Origin of the sequence: Methylophilus sp. 3sh_L, from assembly GCF_046766015.1 — a bacterium.
Lineage (GTDB): Bacteria > Pseudomonadota > Gammaproteobacteria > Burkholderiales > Methylophilaceae > Methylophilus.
Genome location: NZ_JBKOUF010000002.1, coordinates 435,276 through 454,188 on the forward strand (window position 1 = coordinate 435,276; position 18,913 = coordinate 454,188).

Consider the following 18,913-nt stretch of genomic DNA (forward strand, 5'->3'; position numbering starts at 1 on the left):
CGCGGCAGCTTGCGGGGTGTGCAAGCTGCTAGGGCGAGTTTCGTGACAGCTTACTTTGTTGATAACTAAGACTGCGCAGCAGTCTGTTACGGCGTAGGCTAACTCGCGTAGCGATGTTAAGCGCAGCGGCCGTAGCCAACAACGCAAGGGAGCCGAAGGCCGTGATGGCTGGGTGTCGTCCTCTTTGGCTTCGGCCGCCACTGCGTGGCTTAACCTAAAGGTTAGCCTACGCCGCAACACTGCGTTAGTTGTGGTTACTTTCTGGGGGACAAGCACCAGAAAGTGACTCGCCAACAGGCGAAAAATGCCGATTAATAAACAAGTAAAACATTCAAATTTGAGTGAATGATTTTTTTACTCTTACTTTGGTTTGAGGCTTAATAAAGACATCGCTACGCAAAAAAAGTATTCTTTTGTTGTAAGATGCACTGGCTATTTACCCCAAATAAATCTTAATCAAAGTTTCTCCGCATGTCTTTCGAAAACCACACCCCCATGATGCGTCAATACCTGATGCTTAAAGCACAGTATCCAGATATGCTGCTGTTTTACCGCATGGGTGATTTTTACGAGTTGTTTTTTGAGGATGCAGAAAAGGCAGCGCGGTTGCTGGGCATTACGTTGACTCGCCGTGGCGCCAGCAATGGTGAGCCGATCAAGATGGCGGGCTTGCCATACCATGCCGCCGAGGGTTATCTGGCCAAGCTGGCGAAAATGGGTGAGGCGGTTGCGATTTGCGAGCAAGTGGGCGATCCGGCGACTTCCAAAGGGCCGGTGGCGCGTGAGGTGACCCGTATCTTGACGCCAGGTACGCTCACCGATGCGGCGTTATTGGATGAGACGCGCGATAACACCTTGCTGTGTATTGCCCGAGGAGAGGGCGTGCTAGGCTTGGCGAGGCTCAATTTAGCCTCAGGTGAGTTTGTGTTGAGTGAAATTGCACCTGGCTATTTGCTGCAGGAGCTGGAGCGCATCCATCCCGCCGAGCTGGTGATGGCTGAAGATCATACCGTTGAGGCCGTGCAGTTGCTGCGTTGTGCCAAAAAGCGCCTGGCCCCTTGGCAATTTGACCTTGAGACGGCCAACCGCAGCTTGACCCAGCAATTTAATACGCATGACCTGGCTGGTTTTGGCTGTGGCGAAATGCCGGCAGCCGTAACAGCAGCGGGGGCCTTACTTGAATATGTGAAACACACGCAGCGTACGGCCTTGCCGCATATTGTCGGCTTGCGTGTCGAGCAGAGCCATCATTACCTGCAACTGGATGCGGCCACTCGGCGCAACCTTGAAATTGACACCACCATACGGGGTGAAGCCAGCCCCACTTTATATTCCCTGCTTAACTCGACGCAAACCGCCATGGGCGCGCGTTTGTTGCGCCACTGGTTACACCATCCTTTGCGTAACCAGCAGGTCATCCAGCAACGGCATTTGGCCGTTGCCGAGTTGTTTGCACAGTTTTTGGATCAAGCCTTGCAGCAGGCTTTGCACCACGTTGGTGACATTGAGCGCATGACCGCACGGGTGGCGCTCAAGTCGGCCAGGCCGCGCGATTTGTCTGGCCTGCGTGATAGTTTGTTGCAATTGCCCGCGCTGGTCAGCAGCTTGCCACAAGTACACTCTGGTTTGTTACTGAGCTTGCTTACCGAGTTGCAGGTGCCTGCTGAGGCCTTGCAGATATTGGTACAAGCGATTCAAGCCGAGCCTTCTGCCGTATTGCGCGAAGGGGGCGTGATTGCCACAGGTTACGATGCCGAGTTGGATGAGTTGCGGTCCATTCAGACTGACCACGGTGACTTTCTGTTGCAGTTTGAGGCGGCAGAAAAAGCCCGCACCGGCATTGCCAACCTCAAGGTGGAATACAACAGCGTGCATGGGTTTTACATTGAAATCAGCCGCTTACAGGCAGAGAGTGCCCCGCCAGAATACCGCCGCCGCCAGACCTTGAAAAACGTAGAGCGCTTTATCACCCCCGAGTTAAAAGCGTTTGAGGATAAAGTGTTGAGCGCCAATGAGCGTGCGCTGGCACGTGAAAAAATGCTGTATGAACAGGTGTTGGAAGCCTTGCTACCGCACATCTCGCAGTTGCAGCGTATTGCCGCCGCCGTAGCGACGTTGGATGTGCTGGCCTGTTTTGCCGAGCGGGCCAGATCGCTCAATTATGTGCAGCCGCAATTCCGTGCTGACACCGGCCTGGATATTCAAGGTGGCCGGCATCCGGTAGTCGAGAGTATCGCCCAGCCCTATGTGGCTAACCATGTCACGCTCAATCCTTACCGGCAGGTATTGCTGATCACCGGCCCTAACATGGGTGGTAAATCGACCTTTATGCGGCAGACCGCGTTGATTGTGTTACTGGCCTACTGCGGCAGTTTTGTGCCTGCACAAAGCGCAGTTATTGGTGAGATAGACCGTATCTTTACCCGTATCGGCGCCTCTGACGATTTGGCAGGTGGCCGCTCGACCTTTATGGTAGAAATGACCGAGACTGCCAACATCCTCAATAATGCCACGGCAAACAGCCTGGTGTTGCTGGATGAAATCGGCCGCGGCACCAGTACCTTTGATGGCTTGAGCCTGGCTTGGGCGGTGGCTAAACAGTTACTTGAAAAAAACAAATCATTGACCTTGTTTGCCACCCATTATTTTGAACTGACCCGCATCGTCGATGAAGCCAAGCATGCCGCCAATGTGCATCTGGACGCGGTTGAGCATGGTCAGGGCATTGTATTTTTACACAAGGTTGAAGAGGGTGCTGCGACCATGAGTTATGGCATACAGGTGGCACAGCTGGCCGGCATTCCAAAGTCTGTCGTGAATTTGGCCAAGCGCAAATTGCAGCAACTCGAAAACCAGACGATTATCGCTACCCCGCAAAATGATTTATTTGCCAGTGCCGAGGCGCCCGAGGAACCGCCTGCCCATCCGGTGGTCGCAGAATTGGAACGCATTCAGCCTGACGACCTGACACCTAAGCAGGCACTAGAGTTACTTTATCAATTGAAAAAACAACTGTGAGGATCCCCACATGCAAAAACCAGCTATTACCCAGCAGCCTATACACGATTTGATTGCTAACCGTTGGAGTGGCCGCGCCTATGATGCCAGCCAAGGTGTGAGTAAAGAGCAAGTCATCAGCCTGCTTGAAGCAGCCCGCTGGGCGCCTTCCTGTTTTGGTGACCAGCCCTGGCGCTACGTGGTTTGCAACAAGGCAGAGAACCTGCAAGCCTGGCAAGCCGCATTTGACTGCCTGGTGCCGGGCAACCAGGGCTGGGCTGTGAACGCACCAGTATTACTGCTGATTTGCGCGGATACCTTGTTTAGCCATAACGACAAACCTAACAAATGGGCGCCATACGATACCGGCGCCGCCACTGAAAACCTGTGCCTGCAAGCCACCGCGCTAGGTTTAATGGCGCACCAGATGGGGGGCTTTGACGCTGATAAAGCCAGAACCGCATTTAAAGTGCCCGAGCGCTACCAGATTTTGGCCATGGTCACCGTCGGCTACCAAGCGGATGTTGAAAGCCTGACGGGTGAAACCAAAGAGCGTGAAACCGCAGCGCGTACCCGTAAACCGCTCAATGAGCTGTTTTTCAATGGGCAATGGGATCAAAGCATTGTTTAAACTTTGCGCGATTGCAGCAAAAGCGGTTAGCGAGCCTGCCATCCTCTGCTAAAATGCTGGCGATAAAAATATAATTGAACGGATTGGAGATCATATGGCAGTCGTTACGCTGACCAAAGCAAATTTTAAAGAAACCATCGAGAATCACCCATTCGTGATTGTCGATTTCTGGGCGCCATGGTGTGATCCCTGTGTTGCCTTTACGCCCACCTTTGAGGCCGCGGCAGCAAAAAATCCAGACATCGTGTTTGGCATGGTCAATACCGAAACCGACCCTGAAATCTCAGATTATTTTGAGGTGAAGCAGATTCCAGGCTTGCTGGTTGTGCGCGAACGCGCAGGCATACACGCACAAGTCGGCGAGATTGGCGCGCCAGCGCTGGATGAAATTATCAAATGGGCAAGAGACTTTGATATGACGCCAGTGCGCGAGTATTACAAGGCAGAAGACGCCAAGCAATAATTGGTGTGTTTGCTTAAGCTTAAAAAGCCATGCTTAGCATGGCTTTTTGCTTTTCTGAGACGGTTAATTTTTATCACTGCTTGTATGTCGCATCACAGGTTGAAAGTTTGCCCCTGTAGGCTACAATCAGTAAAACATTAATCCTCTGTCTCTATATTATTAATTTGATAAGTGGACGCATAAACAACAAAACCAAGAAGGAGCAAAAGGTTTCCAGCCATGTACATCAGAAAATGTCCAATTCTTACTATAGAGACCATGGATCTCTATAATTATTGTTAGGCGTCACAAGGTATATCGTCAATGTCCACAGCAAAACGAATCCTCACCGTAGGTCTTGAGCTAGCAGCTGCCGAGACTACTTACGCCAGCTTCCGTTCCAAAATGTCTCTGCTGGACTGGGATATTGTGCTTTTCAAGCCCGATATTTACGAGTTTGTCGAAAACTACTACACCACATACCAAGGCAAGCCGAGTTTGGGTGATACTGCGTCATTCGAGGCAAAGGAGTGTTGCGAACACTGGCGCCGAGAGATCAAACAGGCAGTTGAGACAGGCAAAACCGTCTTCGTCTACTTGCCCCAGGTGTATGAGGTCTTTGCCGACACCGGACAACGCTCATACTCAGGGACGGGCCGAAATCAGAAGACCACGAGACACGTTGCGTTGCTCTCGAATTACGACGCGCTACCGGTTAAGGTTGGTCCAGTGGTTACGACTGGATCGTCCATGAAGTTGTCGCCTATAGGCGCCGAGGTATTGGCGCCTTACTGGGCTGAATTCTCGGCTCGTTCAACTTTTCAAGTAGTTCTGAGTAGTACGGATCTACCGCCTTGCGTCCTTACGCGAGCGGGCGACAAAACCGTCGGTGCGATCTACCGGAGTAAGACATCTGCGGGCACGCTGTTGTTGCTGCCAGATATTGATTTTTATGCCAGCAACTTCTTAAAGGGGAAGAATTGGACGGCTGCTGCGAAACAGTTCGCGGGCGCTTTCATATCCTCGATAGTGGCATTAGACAAGGCGCTTAGATCGGCATCTGAGATCACGCCAGAACCGTCATGGGCCACTGGAGCAGATTACTCGTTGCAGTCTGAAGTAAAGCTGCGCGTTGAACTGCTGGCAGCAGAGCGTGCAGTCGAAGAGGCGCAGAAACGCAAAGAGCTTATTGCCGAAGCGCTTAATGCCGCAGGTTCGCCGCGCGCCCTTCTCTACGAAAAGGGCAAGCCACTCGAAGCTGCAATCATCGAGGCGCTGCGAATCCTCGGCTTCAAAGCAGCACCCTTCAAAGAGTCAGATTCCGAATTCGATGTGGTGTTTGAATGTGCTGAAGGTCGGCTGATTGGTGAGGCAGAAGGCAAAGATACCAAGGCAGTGAACATCGATAAATTGCGTCAGCTCTCGATGAATATCCATGAAGACCTTCAGCGTGAAGATGTAAGCGCGCCAGCCAAGCCAGTTCTTTTCGGAAACGGCTTCCGTTTGCAGCCACCGCAAGAGAGAGAGGATCCGTTTACAGAGAAATGCCACAGTGCCGCGGCGACCTCATCGACCGCTTTGGTTGCCACTGCCGACCTCTTTGTTCCAGTGCAGTATATTCTCTCCGAAAATGATCAGGACTATGCAGCCATTTGTCGACAAGCGTTGCTCTCGAGCATTGGTCGAGTTAAGTTCCCTTTGCCCCCGAAACGAAATGCACCTTCCATGGAGAACAGCGATGTTGTAGCGAGTGACGCCTAACCATCTCAAACAGGACACATGACTTGTCTTAGAAAAGTAGGCTATCGACCTAATTTTTAGGAGGTGTGGAATGGCTAAAACAATCAACCGAGCATATTTGACTCATTGATTTAGATAAATGAAAAACAGTCTTCTAGGCATTTCTTCTGCTCAAAAATTATTCCACTGGCACTTTCGCCCGAGCCACCACATTTCTCAATACAAAACTCGTATGCACCCCGGTGACGCCTGCAATCTTGGTGATTTTATGCAGTAGCAGGTGTTGGTAGTCATCCATGTCTTTCACCACCACTTTTAACAAGTAGTCAGACTGTTGGCCGGTAATGAGCAGGCATTCCAGTACTTCAGGGATTTGTGTAATGCTGCTTTCAAAATTGGCAAAGCGTTCTGGTGTGTGTTGATCCATGGAGATGCCGATGAGTGCCATCAGGCTCAGGCCTAGCTTTTTCGCGTCTACCAGCGCTTGATAGCCGAGGATTAGCCCGGCTTGTTCGAGCGCTTTGACCCGGCGCAGGCAGGGGGCAGGGGAGAGGCCGATACGGTCGGCGAGGTCCTGGTTGCTGATATGGCCTTCGGTTTGCAGGATGTTTAAAATGGCTTTGTCAAAACGGTCTAATTTCATGGATATTTCTGTTTAATTTTAGATATTGAAATAATATTACAAAAAATTATTTTATATTGAAATATTATTTTTAATAAACGCGTTTGTTGATTGAATTAGCAATTTAATTTTTTGCAAAATCTTTATCATGTGTTGTGTCAAAAACATCTTTTGGAGCACAACATGCAGACACAATCCGCACATAAATATCAGGCTTTTCCTCCCGTTCATCTGCCGGACCGTCAATGGCCGAATGCCGTGATCACGCACCCACCAATTTGGATGAGTACCGATCTGCGCGACGGTAATCAGTCGCTGTTTGAGCCGATGGATGCGGATAAAAAGCGCCGTATGTTCAAGATGCTGTGCCAGATGGGCTTTAAGGAAATTGAAGTGGCGTTTCCTTCGGCCTCGCAAACCGATTTCAACTTTGTGCGTAGCCTGATTGAAGAAAAGCAGATTCCCGAGGAGGTGACGATTGAGGTGCTGACGCAGGCGCGAGAGCATCTGATCCGCCGCACGATGGAGTCAGTCCGTGGCGCGCGGCGGGTGATTGTGCATATTTATAACGCGATTTCGCCGACGTTTAGGGACGTGGTGTTCAACATGACTAAGGATGAGGTGAAGGCCATGGCGGTAGAGGCGGTGCGGCTGGTGAAAAGCCTGGCTGCTGACATGCCTGAAACCGAGGTGATCATGCAATACAGCCCGGAGACGTTCACGGCGACTGAGCTGACGTTTTCTAAAGAGGTGTGTGATGCGGTGACAGAGGCCTGGGGTGCGACGCCTGACCGCAAGGTGATTATTAACCTGCCAGCCACCGTGGAAGTGGCGACGCCGAATGTGTACGCAGACCAGATTGAATGGATGCATCGCCATCTGGCACGCCGCGACAGCGTGATTCTGAGCCTGCATCCGCATAATGACCGTGGTACCGCCGTGGCGGCGACTGAGCTCGGCATCATGGCCGGGGCTGACCGCGTGGAAGGCTGCCTGTTTGGGCATGGTGAGCGCACCGGCAATGTCGATCTGGTGACGGTGGCGCTGAATATGTATACGCAGGGGGTGCATCCTGGCCTGGATTTTTCTGATATTGATGCGATTGGCCGGACGGTGGAAGAGTGTACGCAGATTGAGATTCACCCGCGTCATCCTTATGCCGGGGATCTGGTGTTTACCGCATTCTCTGGTTCGCATCAGGATGCGATTAAAAAAGGCTTTACTGCAAGGCAGTCGCAGCCAGCCGATGCGCCCTGGAATATGCCTTACCTGCCGATAGACCCCAAGGATGTGGGCCGCAATTATGATTCCATCATCCGGGTGAATAGCCAGTCAGGCAAAGGCGGAGTGGCTTATCTGCTTGAGAGTCATTATGGCGTGGTGATGCCGAGACGCATGCAGGTGGAGTTTTCTGCGGTGGTACAGCAATATACCGACCAACATGGCAGCGAGGTGGGGCCTGCTGAGCTCTGGCAGCTGTTTAATGCGCATTATGTTTCAGCGGTGATGCCTATGCATATGCATGATTACCAGCTGGAGAGTTATGCCCAGGGCCAGGCCATCCGTATGCATATGGCCGTCAATGGGGTGCCGACCATTACCAGCGGGCAGGGCAACGGGCCTGTGGATGCTGCGATTCATGCGCTGCAGAATATCGGTATCGAGGTGCAAGTGCGTAGCTTTGAGGAGCGCTCACTGGGGGCCAGCCCTTCAGCTGGTGAGGCGATGGCGTGCGCGTTTGTTGAGGTTGTGTGCCAGGGTAAGGTGTGTTACGGCGTGGGGATGGATACGAATATCGTCACCGCTTCGCTACAGGCCATTTTTAGTGGCATGAACCGTTGCCATGTGCAGGCAGCTAAGCTGCTCAAAACAGCTTGATGGCTGGATGTAGGGTGTGGACTTAGGTGCTGAATGGCCTCTACCAATGCCCAGTGGTGAGCAGTTGATAGATAAAATAAGCGCCTAGCAGCATCATGACATAGACTGGGAAATCACTGGCTGAACGGCGTTGCTGATTAGTCAGGTGGCTGATATAGCGGTGAAACACAAACAGGGCCAGCAGGGTAGCGACAGCGATCACGATATTCATAGGGCTGGCCATCAGCCACTGCAACCAGTCAGCCGGGCCAGACTCGTTGCTAAATAGATGCACAGCGATGCCAAGCAGGCCACAAATCACCAGCGCCAGCGTCAGCAGTGCCTGCAAGATTTTCCAAACGCTGTCTGGCCGGATATGACGGTTCTTGCTGTAGCGGTTAGGGTCCATGCCAGCTCCTTTGCTGTTTGCCGTGCTGCATTCTTCATTGGCGCGTGATCAACCCGCGCTGGCCACGCAATGCCTAATGACTGCTGGCAGTGGCCGGCGTTGTGGGCAAATAGGTCGCCGGATCTACCGGTTTGCCTTTTTGGCGGATTTCAAAATGCAAGACCGGTAGTTTGTTATTGGCTGGCGCAGGCAGGCTGGCGAGTTTTTCGCCTTGAGTCACAAATACGCCTTCTTTAACCACTGAGTTGCCCTGATGCGCGTAGACCGAGAGCAGGTTGCTGTTATGTTTGACGATAATCAGCTTGCCATAACCGCGCACGTCCATGCCACTGTAAATAACTTTACCTGCACCCGCGGCGGTCACTGCCTGACCGGCGCTCCCCGTGATATTCAAGCCTTTATTGGTTTGCGCATCAAAGCCTGCACTCACCTTGCCTGCAAGCGGCCATTGCCATTGAATATCGGCGTCGTTAATGGCTTCAAGGTCTAAAGGGGCTGCAGATTTTTCGCCCTCGGTAGCCACCGGGGCTGTAGAGGGCACATTGGCGGCAGTAGCCGGTTCCGTGCTTGCATTCATGTCCGGTCTGCTGATTGCGGAAGTGACTACCTCAGCATCATCGGAGCCTGTTGGATCCGTGCTTTTGCTGTTTGCCGCGCTGGTCACGCTTTTTGCCGTGAGGTTGAGCACTTGGCCCACATGAATCTCATACGGTGCTTGCAGTTGGTTAAATTCGGCCAATTTCATGAATGGAATGCCAAACTTTCGGCCTATGCTATAGAGCGTATCGCCTTTTTGTACCAGATACTGATTCGCACCCACACTGACCGGGGCCGCCGGTTTACTCTCAGGGACAGGTGAGGACACACTGGTGACCGGTGCGCGGGGCATGGGCGAGTTGAGTGCGCAGGCAGCAAGCGTACAGGCAGTTCCGCACGTGATCAGCAAGGTGCGTAAATTCATGATAAAGCAGTGCCTCCTAACAATGGAACAAACTTCACGGACTCAAGCGCGGTCTGTTGAACCCCTTGTGCGGTCCGTTCGATCAAATGCAGTACCTGGTCAGTCGTCCCCACCGGAATCACCATGCGGCCACCTACAGCTAATTGTTCGACCAGTTCTTGCGGGACATGACTGGCCGCCGCGGTCACCATGATGGCATCAAACGGGCCATAATCCTTGAGTCCCAGGCTGCCATCGGCATGGTCAAGTTTCACATTGGTACATTTGAGGGTGCGTAAATGATTCCGCGCTTTCATCACCAGCGGGCGGATACGTTCCAGTGAATAGACTTCGCTGCTGACGCGTGACAACACGGCTGTCTGGTAACCACAACCGGTGCCAATCTCAAGGACTTTATTCAATGGTTTGCCATTGCGCAAAATTTGCGTCATCTTGGCCACGATGTAAGGCTGCGAAATGGTCTGGCCGTAACCGATGGGTAGCGAAACGTCTTCATACGCGCGGATAGACAGCGCTTCGTCAACGAAAATGTGGCGGGGAATCTCTGCCATGGCCGCAATGACAATTTCATCCTGAATGCCTTGCTCGCGCAGGCGCGTCAACATGCGTTCGCGTGTCCGCGACGAGGTCATTCCGATACCGGTTTTGTGTGATGTTCTTGGGATCGCCATGTCACTTAATTCTTATGACTGATTGCTTCTGATGACTCATTGCTGGCCTTGCAGCCATTGCTGCAGGGTGGCAATTTGAGTGTGCTTGGTCAAATCGACCTGAATCGGGGAAATGGAAACATAGCCCTCTGCCACAGCGTGAAAGTCAGTGCCTTCACCGCCATCATTCGGCTGGCCCGCAGCGCCCACCCAGTAAACGGTTTCGCCTCTGGGCGTTTGCAGTTGAATCACGGGTTCTGCCTTATGGCGTTTGCCCAGGCGCGTAATTTTTTTGCCTTTGATGGCTTCCAGCGGCACATCCGGGACATTGACATTCAACAAGGTCGGCTCAGTAAATTCGCTATGGTTGTATTGATGAACCAAGTCAACCACGATTTTGGCGGCGGTTTCAAAATGCTGCGCCTGATGCTGCGACATGGAAATAGCAAAAGACGGAATGCCGAGTAAATACCCCTCGGTCGCGGCGGCTACCGTCCCTGAGTAAATCGTATCATCACCCATATTGGCACCATCATTAATGCCGCTGATGACCATGTCTGGCATCTCTTGCATGAGGCCGGTTAAGGCAATGTGCACACAATCGGTAGGTGTGCCGTTCACATAAAAAAAGCCATTGGCGGCTTGTTTGACACTCAGTGGCCTATCCAGGGTGAGTGAGTTGCTGGCACCACTGCGGTTGCGCTCGGGGGCAACCACCGTGATATCGGCTATTTTGCTTAAGTGCGCGGCCAAGATATTCAGGCCGGGCGCGAGATAGCCATCGTCGTTAGATAACAGAATTTTCATGCCCGATATTATATAAGGTTTACCGGGCTTGTTAGCGTGGATTCCGCAAAGAATTTACTGTGAAACTCGCTAAATAACCTTGCTGGCTAATGCCGATTAAGCCGCTTGGTAACGGCTGCCGCTAAATTTGGCATAGGTGACGACACTGGCAAAAAACAGCGCGCTAAACAAGATCTCAGCCAGCGCCAGCCAATGACTGATCCCGGTCTCTGACCAGGCCCTGACCACGCCTTCGGTAAAATAAAACAGGATCAGCATGCCAGACCATTGGTAGGTGTAGCGCTTGCCACGCAAAATGCCAAATACCGGACCCAATAACGGCAACACTTTTAAAAATAGCAAGCTGCCTCCGGCCCGTAAGGGCGCCCATAAAATTTCCCAGCCCAGGCACAATACAATCAACGCAATCAAGCTGACGCTGGCAACCCAGCGACTGATCATCAACCAGCGCGCGATCATGCTTTGCACGCTTGAGACAAGGCTACCAAGGCTTTGCGCGCATCCATGGCATTGAGCACGGGCTGCTCAAACGCAAAACGCAACAAGCCTTGGGTTTCTTCGCCCTGGTGATATTGCACATCAAAACCTTCAGCATCCAGGCCTATCATTTCTGCATGGTCGGCGGTGATGTCATGGACATGCTGACAATATTGCAGCAGGCTATCCTTGTGATCCTCATTCATATGGGCGACGATGCCTGCTTCTTGTGCAGCCAGCATGCTCTCGCCCAGCCCTTCATTGAGCGCCGAGCCTTCAAACCAGCCCATCCGGCCAAAGCCGGCGATATAGCGCACATGCTCCACCTGAATGCGGTAAAAATGAAAGTCATGCATATCAAAATAGCTGGCTGCCTGCGGCAAATAGCGCAGGTAGCGGGCACGCAGATCGGCATCCTGCTTGTCGCAAGGAATGGCTTCGCCCATCAATGTCAGGCGCGCGTTGGCTTGCAAATCCTCCGCCCCCGAGAACACCAGTAAAGAGACTTTGGCGTTTTCGAGAATATTTTTGGTGTGCTCGGCAATGGTGCTGATCAGAATCACCGGCTCTGCCTGTTGGTTGCAGACAAACGGTGCCACCGAGCCAAACGGAAAGCCAGGATACTTCATCGAATGCGTCGATAAAATGGCATGGCGGGTTGAAAACAAGAATTGACGGGCTTCACGGGCCAATGATTTTGGGGTAGGTGCGGCAGACATACTTAAATTTCCTGAAAAAACGATTATTGCAGTTTGAGTGCGGTGTGGGCCAGACGTTTGCCCAAGGCCAGACATAATTTTTTCTCATCGTCTGATAATGGCTGATCATCCATTGCACCGCCGATATGACTTGCCCCATAAGGCGTACCACCGGTTTTGGTCGCCCCCAATTGCGGTTCGGAATAAGGCAAGCCCATTAACAGCATGCCATGATGCAGCAGCGGGATCATCATGGTCATCAAGGTCATTTCATTGCCGCCGTGCATGGAGCCACTAGAGGTGAAGACTGCAGCCGGCTTGCCAATCAACGCCCCTTTTAGCCAGAGTCCAGAGGTGCCATCCAGAAAATATTTCATCGGCGCGGCCATATTGCCAAAACGGGTCGGGCTGCCTAGTGCCAGTCCGGCACATTCTTCGAGATCTTGCAGTGTGGCATAGGGCGCTCCACTGGCCGGAATCTCCGGCTCGGTGGCTTCACAGTTGGCAGAGACCTTGGGCACCGTGCGCAAACGCGCTCGCGCACCAGGCACGCTTTCAACGCCACGCGCAATTTGCTGCGCCATATCGCGGACGGCTCCACCTTGTGAGTAGTAAAGGATGAGAATGTTGGTCATTTTTTTGTTTTGTTACGCAAGATCAGATGTGTTTGCTGTTTTTCAATTTCAAATAATTCTATAGCTTTAATCAGGTCGCTGAGTTTGCCATAACCATAGTTTCTGGGGTCGAATTCAGGTGCATTTTTTACAATATTGGAACCTACTGGCCCCAGATGCGCCCAGCCATCCTCATTTGAAGCTGTATCAATTGCAGTTCTAACCAGGTTGACCAGCTTGGTGTCTTGACGCAATTTGTTGCCAGGAGTCTTGGTGGTCTCTTTGTCTTGTGGTTGTTCCAGAAACAGTTCGGTGTAGATAAAGCGATCACAAGCTGCCACAAACGCCGAAGGTGTTTTTTTCTCACCAAAACCATATACGCGTTTGCCGGATTCACGGATTCGTGATGCGAGTCGCGTGAAATCGCTGTCACTGGAGACGATACAGAAGCCATCCAATGCTCCTGAGTACAATAAGTCCATAGCATCAATAATCATGGCGCTATCGGTTGCATTTTTTCCTGTGGTGTAACGAAATTGCTGTATAGGTTGTATAGAGTGGTTCAGCAAGGTGGTTTTCCACTGCCCAAGATTAGGGGTGGTCCAGTCTCCATAAATGCGTTTCACACTGGCAATGCCAAACTTGGCGACCTCCGAAAGCAAGCCTTCAATAATCGCTGCTTGTGCATTATCTGCATCAATCAGCACCGCTAGCCTGGGATTTTGAGCGTCATGGTTCATGATTTTCCTGCATTAGTCAAAACTAAAACCATAAAACACATCCAGCGCATTCTCTGAGCCCGTCCTCGTCTCAATCGAAATGCGCTTGGTGAGTTGGTAGGTCAGTTTACCAACATTTAACAGGCCGACAATGCTTTTTTCGTAGCCGACCACCAGGTTGCGGTTAATGCGTTTGCCTACGCTGACGGCGTAATTGGTCGGCCCACTACCGCTGACATTGATGCTATCCAGCCCCACGGCTTGTGCCAGCCGGGTTTGCAATGAGACAGAGTCACCTTGCGAGAGCAAGGCGCCCGCAGCGACAGAAAGCAGCGCCAGGTCGCTGCTGCCGACTTGTGACATGGGTTGGCCCAGTACCAGCAGTGAGACTTTGTTTTCATTGCTGGTTTCGGGGGTGGAGACCAGTTTCAGGCGCGGTGTTTGCAGGCTACCGTTAATCTGGATGCCGACCTTGGTGGTGTCGACTTGCCGGGTCGCCAGCACATCCAGACCGATATTGGGCAGTTTGCCGCTAAAGATCAGCCGTCCCGTTTCTATGTTTAGCGATTGCCCGTAAGCGAGATAAGTGCCGGTGAGGTCCAGGGTGCCGGTGGCGTTGAGTGCATCCAGCAGGCCATTGAGTTGCAGCTTGCCACTCACGGCAGCATTCAGGCCCTGGCCTCTGAGCATAAACTGTTCGGATTCCTTGAAAGGGAGCACGGTGGGTTTGTCACCAAAGTCCAGCGCAAACGACTGCAGCAGCAGTTTAGAGGCCGACTCCGTCCGCGGTTGCGGGGATTCAATCACCACATCTTCATCCAGCGCAGGTTTATCTGCCTTGGGCAATTCAAAAAGCCCTTTATGAATTTTGAGATTGCCGCTGATAGCGGTTTGTTGGCTGTTCATGCTGAGCTTGGTCTGGCCGCTGAGTTGCACCCAGCGGTCTACCCGTGATAGCGCTTGCAATTTGTCTAGCTGTAGGGCGGTATCCAGGTGCCAGTCATCCTGGTTAAATTCAAACACGCCCGTGCCATTCAGTTCTCCGCTTTTGCCAGCAAAATGCAATTGCTGGATCTGAACCTGGTTTGCGGCAAGCGTTGCATTGAGTGTGCCTTGTTCCAGCCACAGGCCTTGAGACGGCACTTGTAAGGATAATGCGCTACCTTGAATGCTGCCTTGTAGCTTGGGTTGGGCAATGAGGCCATGGGCTTGTGCATTGATGCTGAGTTGCCCGGCTACAGGCGTCTCTGGCAGCAGTTTGTTCAGCCAATTTAATTGCGGCAGATGTGCTTTGAGCATGGCTTGCAATGGCGCAGTTTTTTTAATGACAAGTCCATCTACAGTAGGGGTTACTTCCGTGGAGGCAGAAAATTGCAGGTCGATCGCGCGTTGCGCTTCACCATTTGATTGCAGTGTTGCTTGTAGCTGCATCTGATCGTTTTTAGCTTGCCAGTCTGCCAGCAGGGTTTGTATACCCAGCCCTTGCCAGGTATTGCTGACGGTATCGAATATTTGCCAGTCGCCGTCTGACCGCTCCAGATGCAGGGAACCATTCAGGTGTTGATCCAGTGCCACTGACCAGAGGCCTGACAGCCGGAGCGAGTCTGTGGGGAGCGACTCGGTAGGGGCCTGGCTAAGCCAGCCTAATAGCGATTGCACCGGGAAATGGTCCAGAGCACCTTGCGTGCGTAAAACAACGGCTTGGCCTGGCTGCCGGGTGAGCGTGTTGGCTGCTTGGTGCGGGCGGTATTGCAGTGTTTTCACTTGTAGTTGACCGCCAGCTTGCGCCTTGAGAATAAACTCGTTGAGTTGAAACCCCTGTGCAGGTTGCCAAGCCAGTTGCGCTGGTTGAGCGAGCTGAAAAACCTTGCCTGCCTGATCTTGCAACTGGGTGAGGGTTGCTTGCCAACCGCTGCCTTGCCCTTCCATGTCTTGCCAGTGACCATCAAGCGCCAGCAGCAAGTTTCTTGGCCGTTGCACATCATTGTCAGTGATACTGACCGTCAGGTGATGCTGTTCCAGGGTGCCTTGCAGCGTCAGCGCCGCATCAATCGGCGGGCTCTCCATGCCATTGGCGTCTTGCTGCGAGAGCCCTTGTAACTGTATACGGTTGTCTAGCGTCGCCTGGGATTGATTGGAAAAGTGACCATCGACTTGCAGGCCTGCCAGCGTTAAGCCTTGAGGTAACTGTAATTGCTGCGCAGAGAGCTGGTACGCCGTCGTAAAACCGTCCGTGTGTTGGGTGATCTCGCCTTGCCCTTGCACCTTGCCGCTAAACCCTGGCATCAGCTGGGCAAGGGACTCCAGGTTGGCTTGCCAGTGCAGGCTGGTTGCGGGTTGCACTTGTTGGGAGACGGGTTGCTTGGTTGCATTCATCCCTTGTGTGTGGACACTAAAGGTATTCTGGTCAAGTTGCGCCTTGATATCCAGCAGGGTTAATCGGTTGCCGAGCAAGCTGGCTTGGCCCTTGAGGATGAGCGGGTGCTGCTGCAACTGGCTGTCGTCTGCATCGATTTGGATATTGATCTGTCCCTGCTCGGTCAGGCTGCCATCGGCCAGGACAGTTAAGTTCACTGCGCCGCCCAGTTGCGGGTGAAGGTGTTTGGCCTGAAAGTGTTGCAAGTGAAACGCCAGATGGCTTTGACGCTGCTCGTCCAGGCCAATAGACGCTTGTAATTGGACGTTATCCTGGGTTTTCTGCATATCTGGATGTTTAGTGTCTTTAGCCTCAGCGTTGACGCTGTCGGCAGGCATGATCGCAAACGGCCGGGCCTCTGGTTGGTAATGATGATTGGCAGCCAGTTCCAGCCGCGTTAAATTGCCAGCCAAACCCAGCCGCAAATGGTAGGGGAGGTCAGCTTGGGCTTGTTGCAAATCCAGCCAGCCATTGAGGTTGAATGGCGCAACATTTTGCATCTTGAAGTGACTGCTAATTGTGCCCCAGGGGCTGTGGGCCTGGGTAATATTAAACTGCAAGGCCGTGTTGTCCGCCTCCAGGTCAAACTGGATATGTGAAACCTGCGTGGTGCTGGCCCCTTGAATGATCGTTAATTGTTCGATCTGCCCCAGATGCAAATAAACGGGCAGCGGCACATGAATATGGGCGGGCAACGGTTGTTTGCTTGCAGTTTGGGAAGGGGCTTGTTCTGTCGTTGGCTTAAAGCGTAAGGTGACTTGTTTGGCAGCAAACTGTGACACGGTGAGTTTGCCCTGCGGTGTGACCGTCAGTTGCATATGCGAGTCTATGCCGGAGACACTGAGCGTGGCATTGCCCAGGTCCGTTTCAAACTCGCTCAGGCTGGTCATCACCAGAACATTGGCAGCCCACACCATTTGCGGCGTGATGATCAGCGACAAGCAAATCAGCAGGGCGATGGTCTGCTTGAATAGTAATGGTAGGCAGCGCAGGCGCGACATTAAAAGTTCACCCCCAAGTTGAAGTGAAGCCGGTATTCGCCGGTCTCCTGTCCGCGCGCAATATCCACGCCTACCGGGCCAATTGGGCTGCGCCAGCGGGCACCCAGGCCATAGCCCAGGACGGGTTCATATTCTTTCCAGCTGCGGGCGGCATTGCCGAAGTCAACAAACACCGCTGCGCCCCAAGAGGTCGTCAACCATTGCACGACTTCGCTGCTGCCGGTCAGCAAGACGCGTCCGCCTACTACCGCATCTGCTTCTTTGACACCCAGGGATTGGAAGGCATAACCGCGCACGGATTGATCGCCACCCGCCCGGAATAAATAGGTGGCAGGTACCCTGCCAGAGCCAGTAATACTGCCTACTTCAATTCGGCCCAGCCACTGAGTAGACTCCGTCAACGGGTAAAACGCCTGTAACCTGGCCTGTGATTGCAAAAAACGGCCATCGGACAGTTTATCTAGCGGGGCGAGCTGAAATTGCGTATTGAAAATCCAGCCTTTGGTGGGGGCTAGCGCATTATTAAGCCTGCGCATGTTAAAGCCATAAGCGACCGTTGCCGCTTTGTTGAATTGTGAGTTTTCACCGTCCACAGTCAAAAATTCATACAGCAGGTTTGCCCCCACAAATTGTTCTATGGTGGTGGGTTGTCCCCAATAACGGCGCACGCCATTTTGAATGGCGGTGGTGACCTGGCCTTCTACGGCGGTGCGGATCAGGTTGTTTTGAATACTGTCGCGGTAGCCCTTGTCATCAGTCAGGAAGGTAATGTTAGAAGTCACTGCCTGCAGGCGTTGTTCCAACCGCACGCTACTGTCCCAAAGCAGTCCACGGTCAAAAAGGTTACGGTCGGTGTAATTGAAGACCACCCTGGCACCGGTATTGGTGCTGGCGCCTGTGCCAATACGCATGGAATGTTGTTCGAGTTCATTGACCGTGATCACAATATCAGCCGACTGATCAGGATTAAGCTGATCCGTTTTGGCAACCACATCTACTGCTCTAAATTTGCCTGTGCTCATAAAACTGTTCTGTAAAGTGAGCAAATCCTCCTGACGGTAAGGCGCCCCTGTTTTGAGCGTAATCAATGGCCTGAGCAAAGACTCCGGATAGTGTTGTAAGCCTTGGATGTGTACGCTGCCAAACTTGACTGCTGGCCCTGAGTCTACATTTACCTGAATGATGACGGCCTGGCTGGCAGGATTGACCACGGCTTGCGACTGCGTCAAGCGTGCATTAGGGAACTCATCACGTAATAAAGGCGCCAGTATGTCCCGCTTGGCTTTGCTCCAGGCCGCTTGGGTAAATACACTATTGACGGGTAAGGGCCAGCTTTTTTGTGCCGCTTCAAGCGTGGCTTGGTGCAACGCTTGTTGTACTTCGCCAGTGATGCTCACATTGACTTGGCTGACTTTGGCTTGCGGCGGCAGTGTCAGGTGAAATTGAGCTTCACCGATGCCTGCTTTTCGCAGGGTGGTTTTCGTTTTGAAGTAGCCCTCGGTTGCGAGCAAGTCACTAATCTCTTGTGGCGTTTTCTTGACCAGTCGTTGCCACTCGCTTGCGTTCAAGCGAGGGTTGGACATTGCTTCATGAATCGTCAGGTGCTTTTGCAGTAACTCGCGCAGCGTAGCCTGTTGTTCCGGCAATGCGCTACCGCTAATGAAAAAACGGGTTTTGTAGCGGTCGTTGGTTTGCACCTCGAACCAGAGTTGCTCTTCGGCACTGGCTGGCAGGCTGGCAAACAGCGCGAGCGTAAACAATAAATGCCTAAAAAAATAACCGATGCCGACTTGCAGCAGACGGGAGGAGGAAGTAAAGCCGAGTAACAAGAGCCGCTGCCAAGACTGCCTCACTGGCATCTGGACAGCGGCC

At 52.5% G+C, this 18,913-nt stretch carries 16 protein-coding genes; 5 read left to right on the forward strand and 11 right to left on the reverse strand.

Going from position 1 to position 18,913, the window contains the following annotated elements; all coding sequences use genetic code 11:
* The first annotated feature begins 471 nt into the window (after positions 1-471).
* From mutS to ACIDF8_RS07670, 4 genes are all read left to right on the forward strand, one after another.
* Positions 472-3,018 carry a DNA mismatch repair protein MutS gene (gene mutS, locus ACIDF8_RS07655; RefSeq protein ID WP_412010024.1) on the forward strand — a complete coding sequence of 849 codons (2,547 nt, stop codon included), beginning with the start codon at positions 472-474 and terminating at the stop codon, positions 3,016-3,018.
* Between the two features lie 10 nt (positions 3,019-3,028).
* Positions 3,029-3,628, forward strand: coding sequence for a nitroreductase family protein (locus tag ACIDF8_RS07660; protein ID WP_412010025.1), 600 nt, complete (start codon positions 3,029-3,031; stop codon positions 3,626-3,628).
* 94 nt (positions 3,629-3,722) lie between these two features.
* Positions 3,723-4,091 carry a thioredoxin family protein gene (locus ACIDF8_RS07665; RefSeq protein WP_412010026.1) on the forward strand — a complete coding sequence of 123 codons (369 nt, stop codon included), beginning with the start codon at positions 3,723-3,725 and terminating at the stop codon, positions 4,089-4,091.
* Between the two features lie 303 nt (positions 4,092-4,394).
* Entirely contained in the window at positions 4,395-5,831 is a 1,437-nt protein-coding gene (locus ACIDF8_RS07670; RefSeq protein WP_412010027.1) for a hypothetical protein, read from the forward strand.
* A gap of 157 nt (positions 5,832-5,988) precedes the next feature.
* Here ACIDF8_RS07670 and ACIDF8_RS07675 read toward each other — a convergent pair whose 3' ends face one another.
* Positions 5,989-6,453 carry an Lrp/AsnC family transcriptional regulator gene (locus tag ACIDF8_RS07675; protein ID WP_194747001.1) on the reverse strand — a complete coding sequence of 155 codons (465 nt, stop codon included), beginning with the start codon at positions 6,451-6,453 and terminating at the stop codon, positions 5,989-5,991.
* A 162-nt stretch (positions 6,454-6,615) separates the two neighbouring features.
* On the opposite strand from ACIDF8_RS07675, the gene leuA reads away from it, so the two are divergent.
* Complete coding sequence (gene leuA, locus ACIDF8_RS07680; protein WP_412010028.1) at positions 6,616-8,310, forward strand: 2-isopropylmalate synthase; 1,695 nt, start codon at positions 6,616-6,618, stop codon at positions 8,308-8,310.
* A gap of 40 nt (positions 8,311-8,350) precedes the next feature.
* Here leuA and ACIDF8_RS07685 read toward each other — a convergent pair whose 3' ends face one another.
* The 10 genes from ACIDF8_RS07685 to ACIDF8_RS07730 all read right to left on the reverse strand — a co-directional run bounded on the left by ACIDF8_RS07685 (position 8,351) and on the right by ACIDF8_RS07730 (position 18,870).
* The gene (locus ACIDF8_RS07685; RefSeq protein ID WP_412010029.1) at positions 8,351-8,698 is read right to left on the reverse strand and encodes a hypothetical protein; all 348 of its coding nucleotides are present in this window, start codon (positions 8,696-8,698) and stop codon (positions 8,351-8,353) included.
* 73 nt (positions 8,699-8,771) lie between these two features.
* Positions 8,772-9,659 carry a peptidoglycan DD-metalloendopeptidase family protein gene (locus ACIDF8_RS07690; RefSeq protein WP_412010030.1) on the reverse strand — a complete coding sequence of 296 codons (888 nt, stop codon included), beginning with the start codon at positions 9,657-9,659 and terminating at the stop codon, positions 8,772-8,774.
* Entirely contained in the window at positions 9,656-10,330 is a 675-nt protein-coding gene (locus tag ACIDF8_RS07695; RefSeq protein ID WP_412010031.1) for a protein-L-isoaspartate(D-aspartate) O-methyltransferase, read from the reverse strand. The genes ACIDF8_RS07690 and ACIDF8_RS07695 overlap by 4 nt, the downstream gene beginning before the upstream one ends.
* Before the next feature lie 36 nt (positions 10,331-10,366).
* Entirely contained in the window at positions 10,367-11,116 is a 750-nt protein-coding gene (gene surE / locus ACIDF8_RS07700; RefSeq protein ID WP_412010032.1) for a 5'/3'-nucleotidase SurE, read from the reverse strand.
* A 96-nt stretch (positions 11,117-11,212) separates the two neighbouring features.
* Complete coding sequence (locus ACIDF8_RS07705; protein WP_412010033.1) at positions 11,213-11,575, reverse strand: DUF2069 domain-containing protein; 363 nt, start codon at positions 11,573-11,575, stop codon at positions 11,213-11,215.
* Entirely contained in the window at positions 11,572-12,312 is a 741-nt protein-coding gene (locus tag ACIDF8_RS07710; RefSeq protein ID WP_412010034.1) for a HugZ family protein, read from the reverse strand. The genes ACIDF8_RS07705 and ACIDF8_RS07710 overlap by 4 nt, the downstream gene beginning before the upstream one ends.
* 23 nt (positions 12,313-12,335) lie before the next feature.
* Positions 12,336-12,926 carry an NAD(P)H:quinone oxidoreductase gene (gene wrbA / locus ACIDF8_RS07715; RefSeq protein WP_412010035.1) on the reverse strand — a complete coding sequence of 197 codons (591 nt, stop codon included), beginning with the start codon at positions 12,924-12,926 and terminating at the stop codon, positions 12,336-12,338.
* Positions 12,923-13,645 carry an NYN domain-containing protein gene (locus ACIDF8_RS07720; protein ID WP_412010036.1) on the reverse strand — a complete coding sequence of 241 codons (723 nt, stop codon included), beginning with the start codon at positions 13,643-13,645 and terminating at the stop codon, positions 12,923-12,925. Before ACIDF8_RS07720 ends, wrbA begins: the two co-directional genes overlap by 4 nt.
* Positions 13,646-13,657: 12 nt before the next feature.
* Positions 13,658-17,041: a translocation/assembly module TamB domain-containing protein gene (locus tag ACIDF8_RS07725; RefSeq protein WP_412010037.1), complete on the reverse strand. Its 3,384-nt coding sequence runs from the start codon at positions 17,039-17,041 to the stop codon at positions 13,658-13,660.
* A complete protein-coding gene (locus ACIDF8_RS07730; protein ID WP_412010038.1) occupies positions 17,041-18,870 on the reverse strand; it encodes an autotransporter assembly complex protein TamA in 1,830 nt (609 codons plus the stop codon). Before ACIDF8_RS07730 ends, ACIDF8_RS07725 begins: the two co-directional genes overlap by 1 nt.
* Positions 18,871-18,913 lie beyond the last annotated feature (43 nt).

Excerpts from the sequence above, each read along its gene's own strand:
- mutS (WP_412010024.1), top strand. The coding sequence starts at position 472 with ATGTCTTTCGAAAACCACACCCCCATGATGCGTCAATACCTGATGCTT.
- ACIDF8_RS07660 (WP_412010025.1), top strand. The coding sequence starts at position 3,029 with ATGCAAAAACCAGCTATTACCCAGCAGCCTATACACGATTTGATTGCT.
- ACIDF8_RS07665 (WP_412010026.1), top strand. The coding sequence starts at position 3,723 with ATGGCAGTCGTTACGCTGACCAAAGCAAATTTTAAAGAAACCATCGAG.
- ACIDF8_RS07670 (WP_412010027.1), top strand. The coding sequence starts at position 4,395 with ATGTCCACAGCAAAACGAATCCTCACCGTAGGTCTTGAGCTAGCAGCT.
- ACIDF8_RS07675 (WP_194747001.1), bottom strand. The coding sequence starts at position 6,453 with ATGAAATTAGACCGTTTTGACAAAGCCATTTTAAACATCCTGCAAACC.
- leuA (WP_412010028.1), top strand. The coding sequence starts at position 6,616 with ATGCAGACACAATCCGCACATAAATATCAGGCTTTTCCTCCCGTTCAT.
- ACIDF8_RS07685 (WP_412010029.1), bottom strand. The coding sequence starts at position 8,698 with ATGGACCCTAACCGCTACAGCAAGAACCGTCATATCCGGCCAGACAGC.
- ACIDF8_RS07690 (WP_412010030.1), bottom strand. The coding sequence starts at position 9,659 with ATGAATTTACGCACCTTGCTGATCACGTGCGGAACTGCCTGTACGCTT.
- ACIDF8_RS07695 (WP_412010031.1), bottom strand. The coding sequence starts at position 10,330 with ATGGCGATCCCAAGAACATCACACAAAACCGGTATCGGAATGACCTCG.
- surE (WP_412010032.1), bottom strand. The coding sequence starts at position 11,116 with ATGAAAATTCTGTTATCTAACGACGATGGCTATCTCGCGCCCGGCCTG.
- ACIDF8_RS07705 (WP_412010033.1), bottom strand. The coding sequence starts at position 11,575 with ATGATCGCGCGCTGGTTGATGATCAGTCGCTGGGTTGCCAGCGTCAGC.
- ACIDF8_RS07710 (WP_412010034.1), bottom strand. The coding sequence starts at position 12,312 with ATGTCTGCCGCACCTACCCCAAAATCATTGGCCCGTGAAGCCCGTCAA.
- wrbA (WP_412010035.1), bottom strand. The coding sequence starts at position 12,926 with ATGACCAACATTCTCATCCTTTACTACTCACAAGGTGGAGCCGTCCGC.
- ACIDF8_RS07720 (WP_412010036.1), bottom strand. The coding sequence starts at position 13,645 with ATGAACCATGACGCTCAAAATCCCAGGCTAGCGGTGCTGATTGATGCA.
- ACIDF8_RS07725 (WP_412010037.1), bottom strand. The coding sequence starts at position 17,041 with ATGTCGCGCCTGCGCTGCCTACCATTACTATTCAAGCAGACCATCGCC.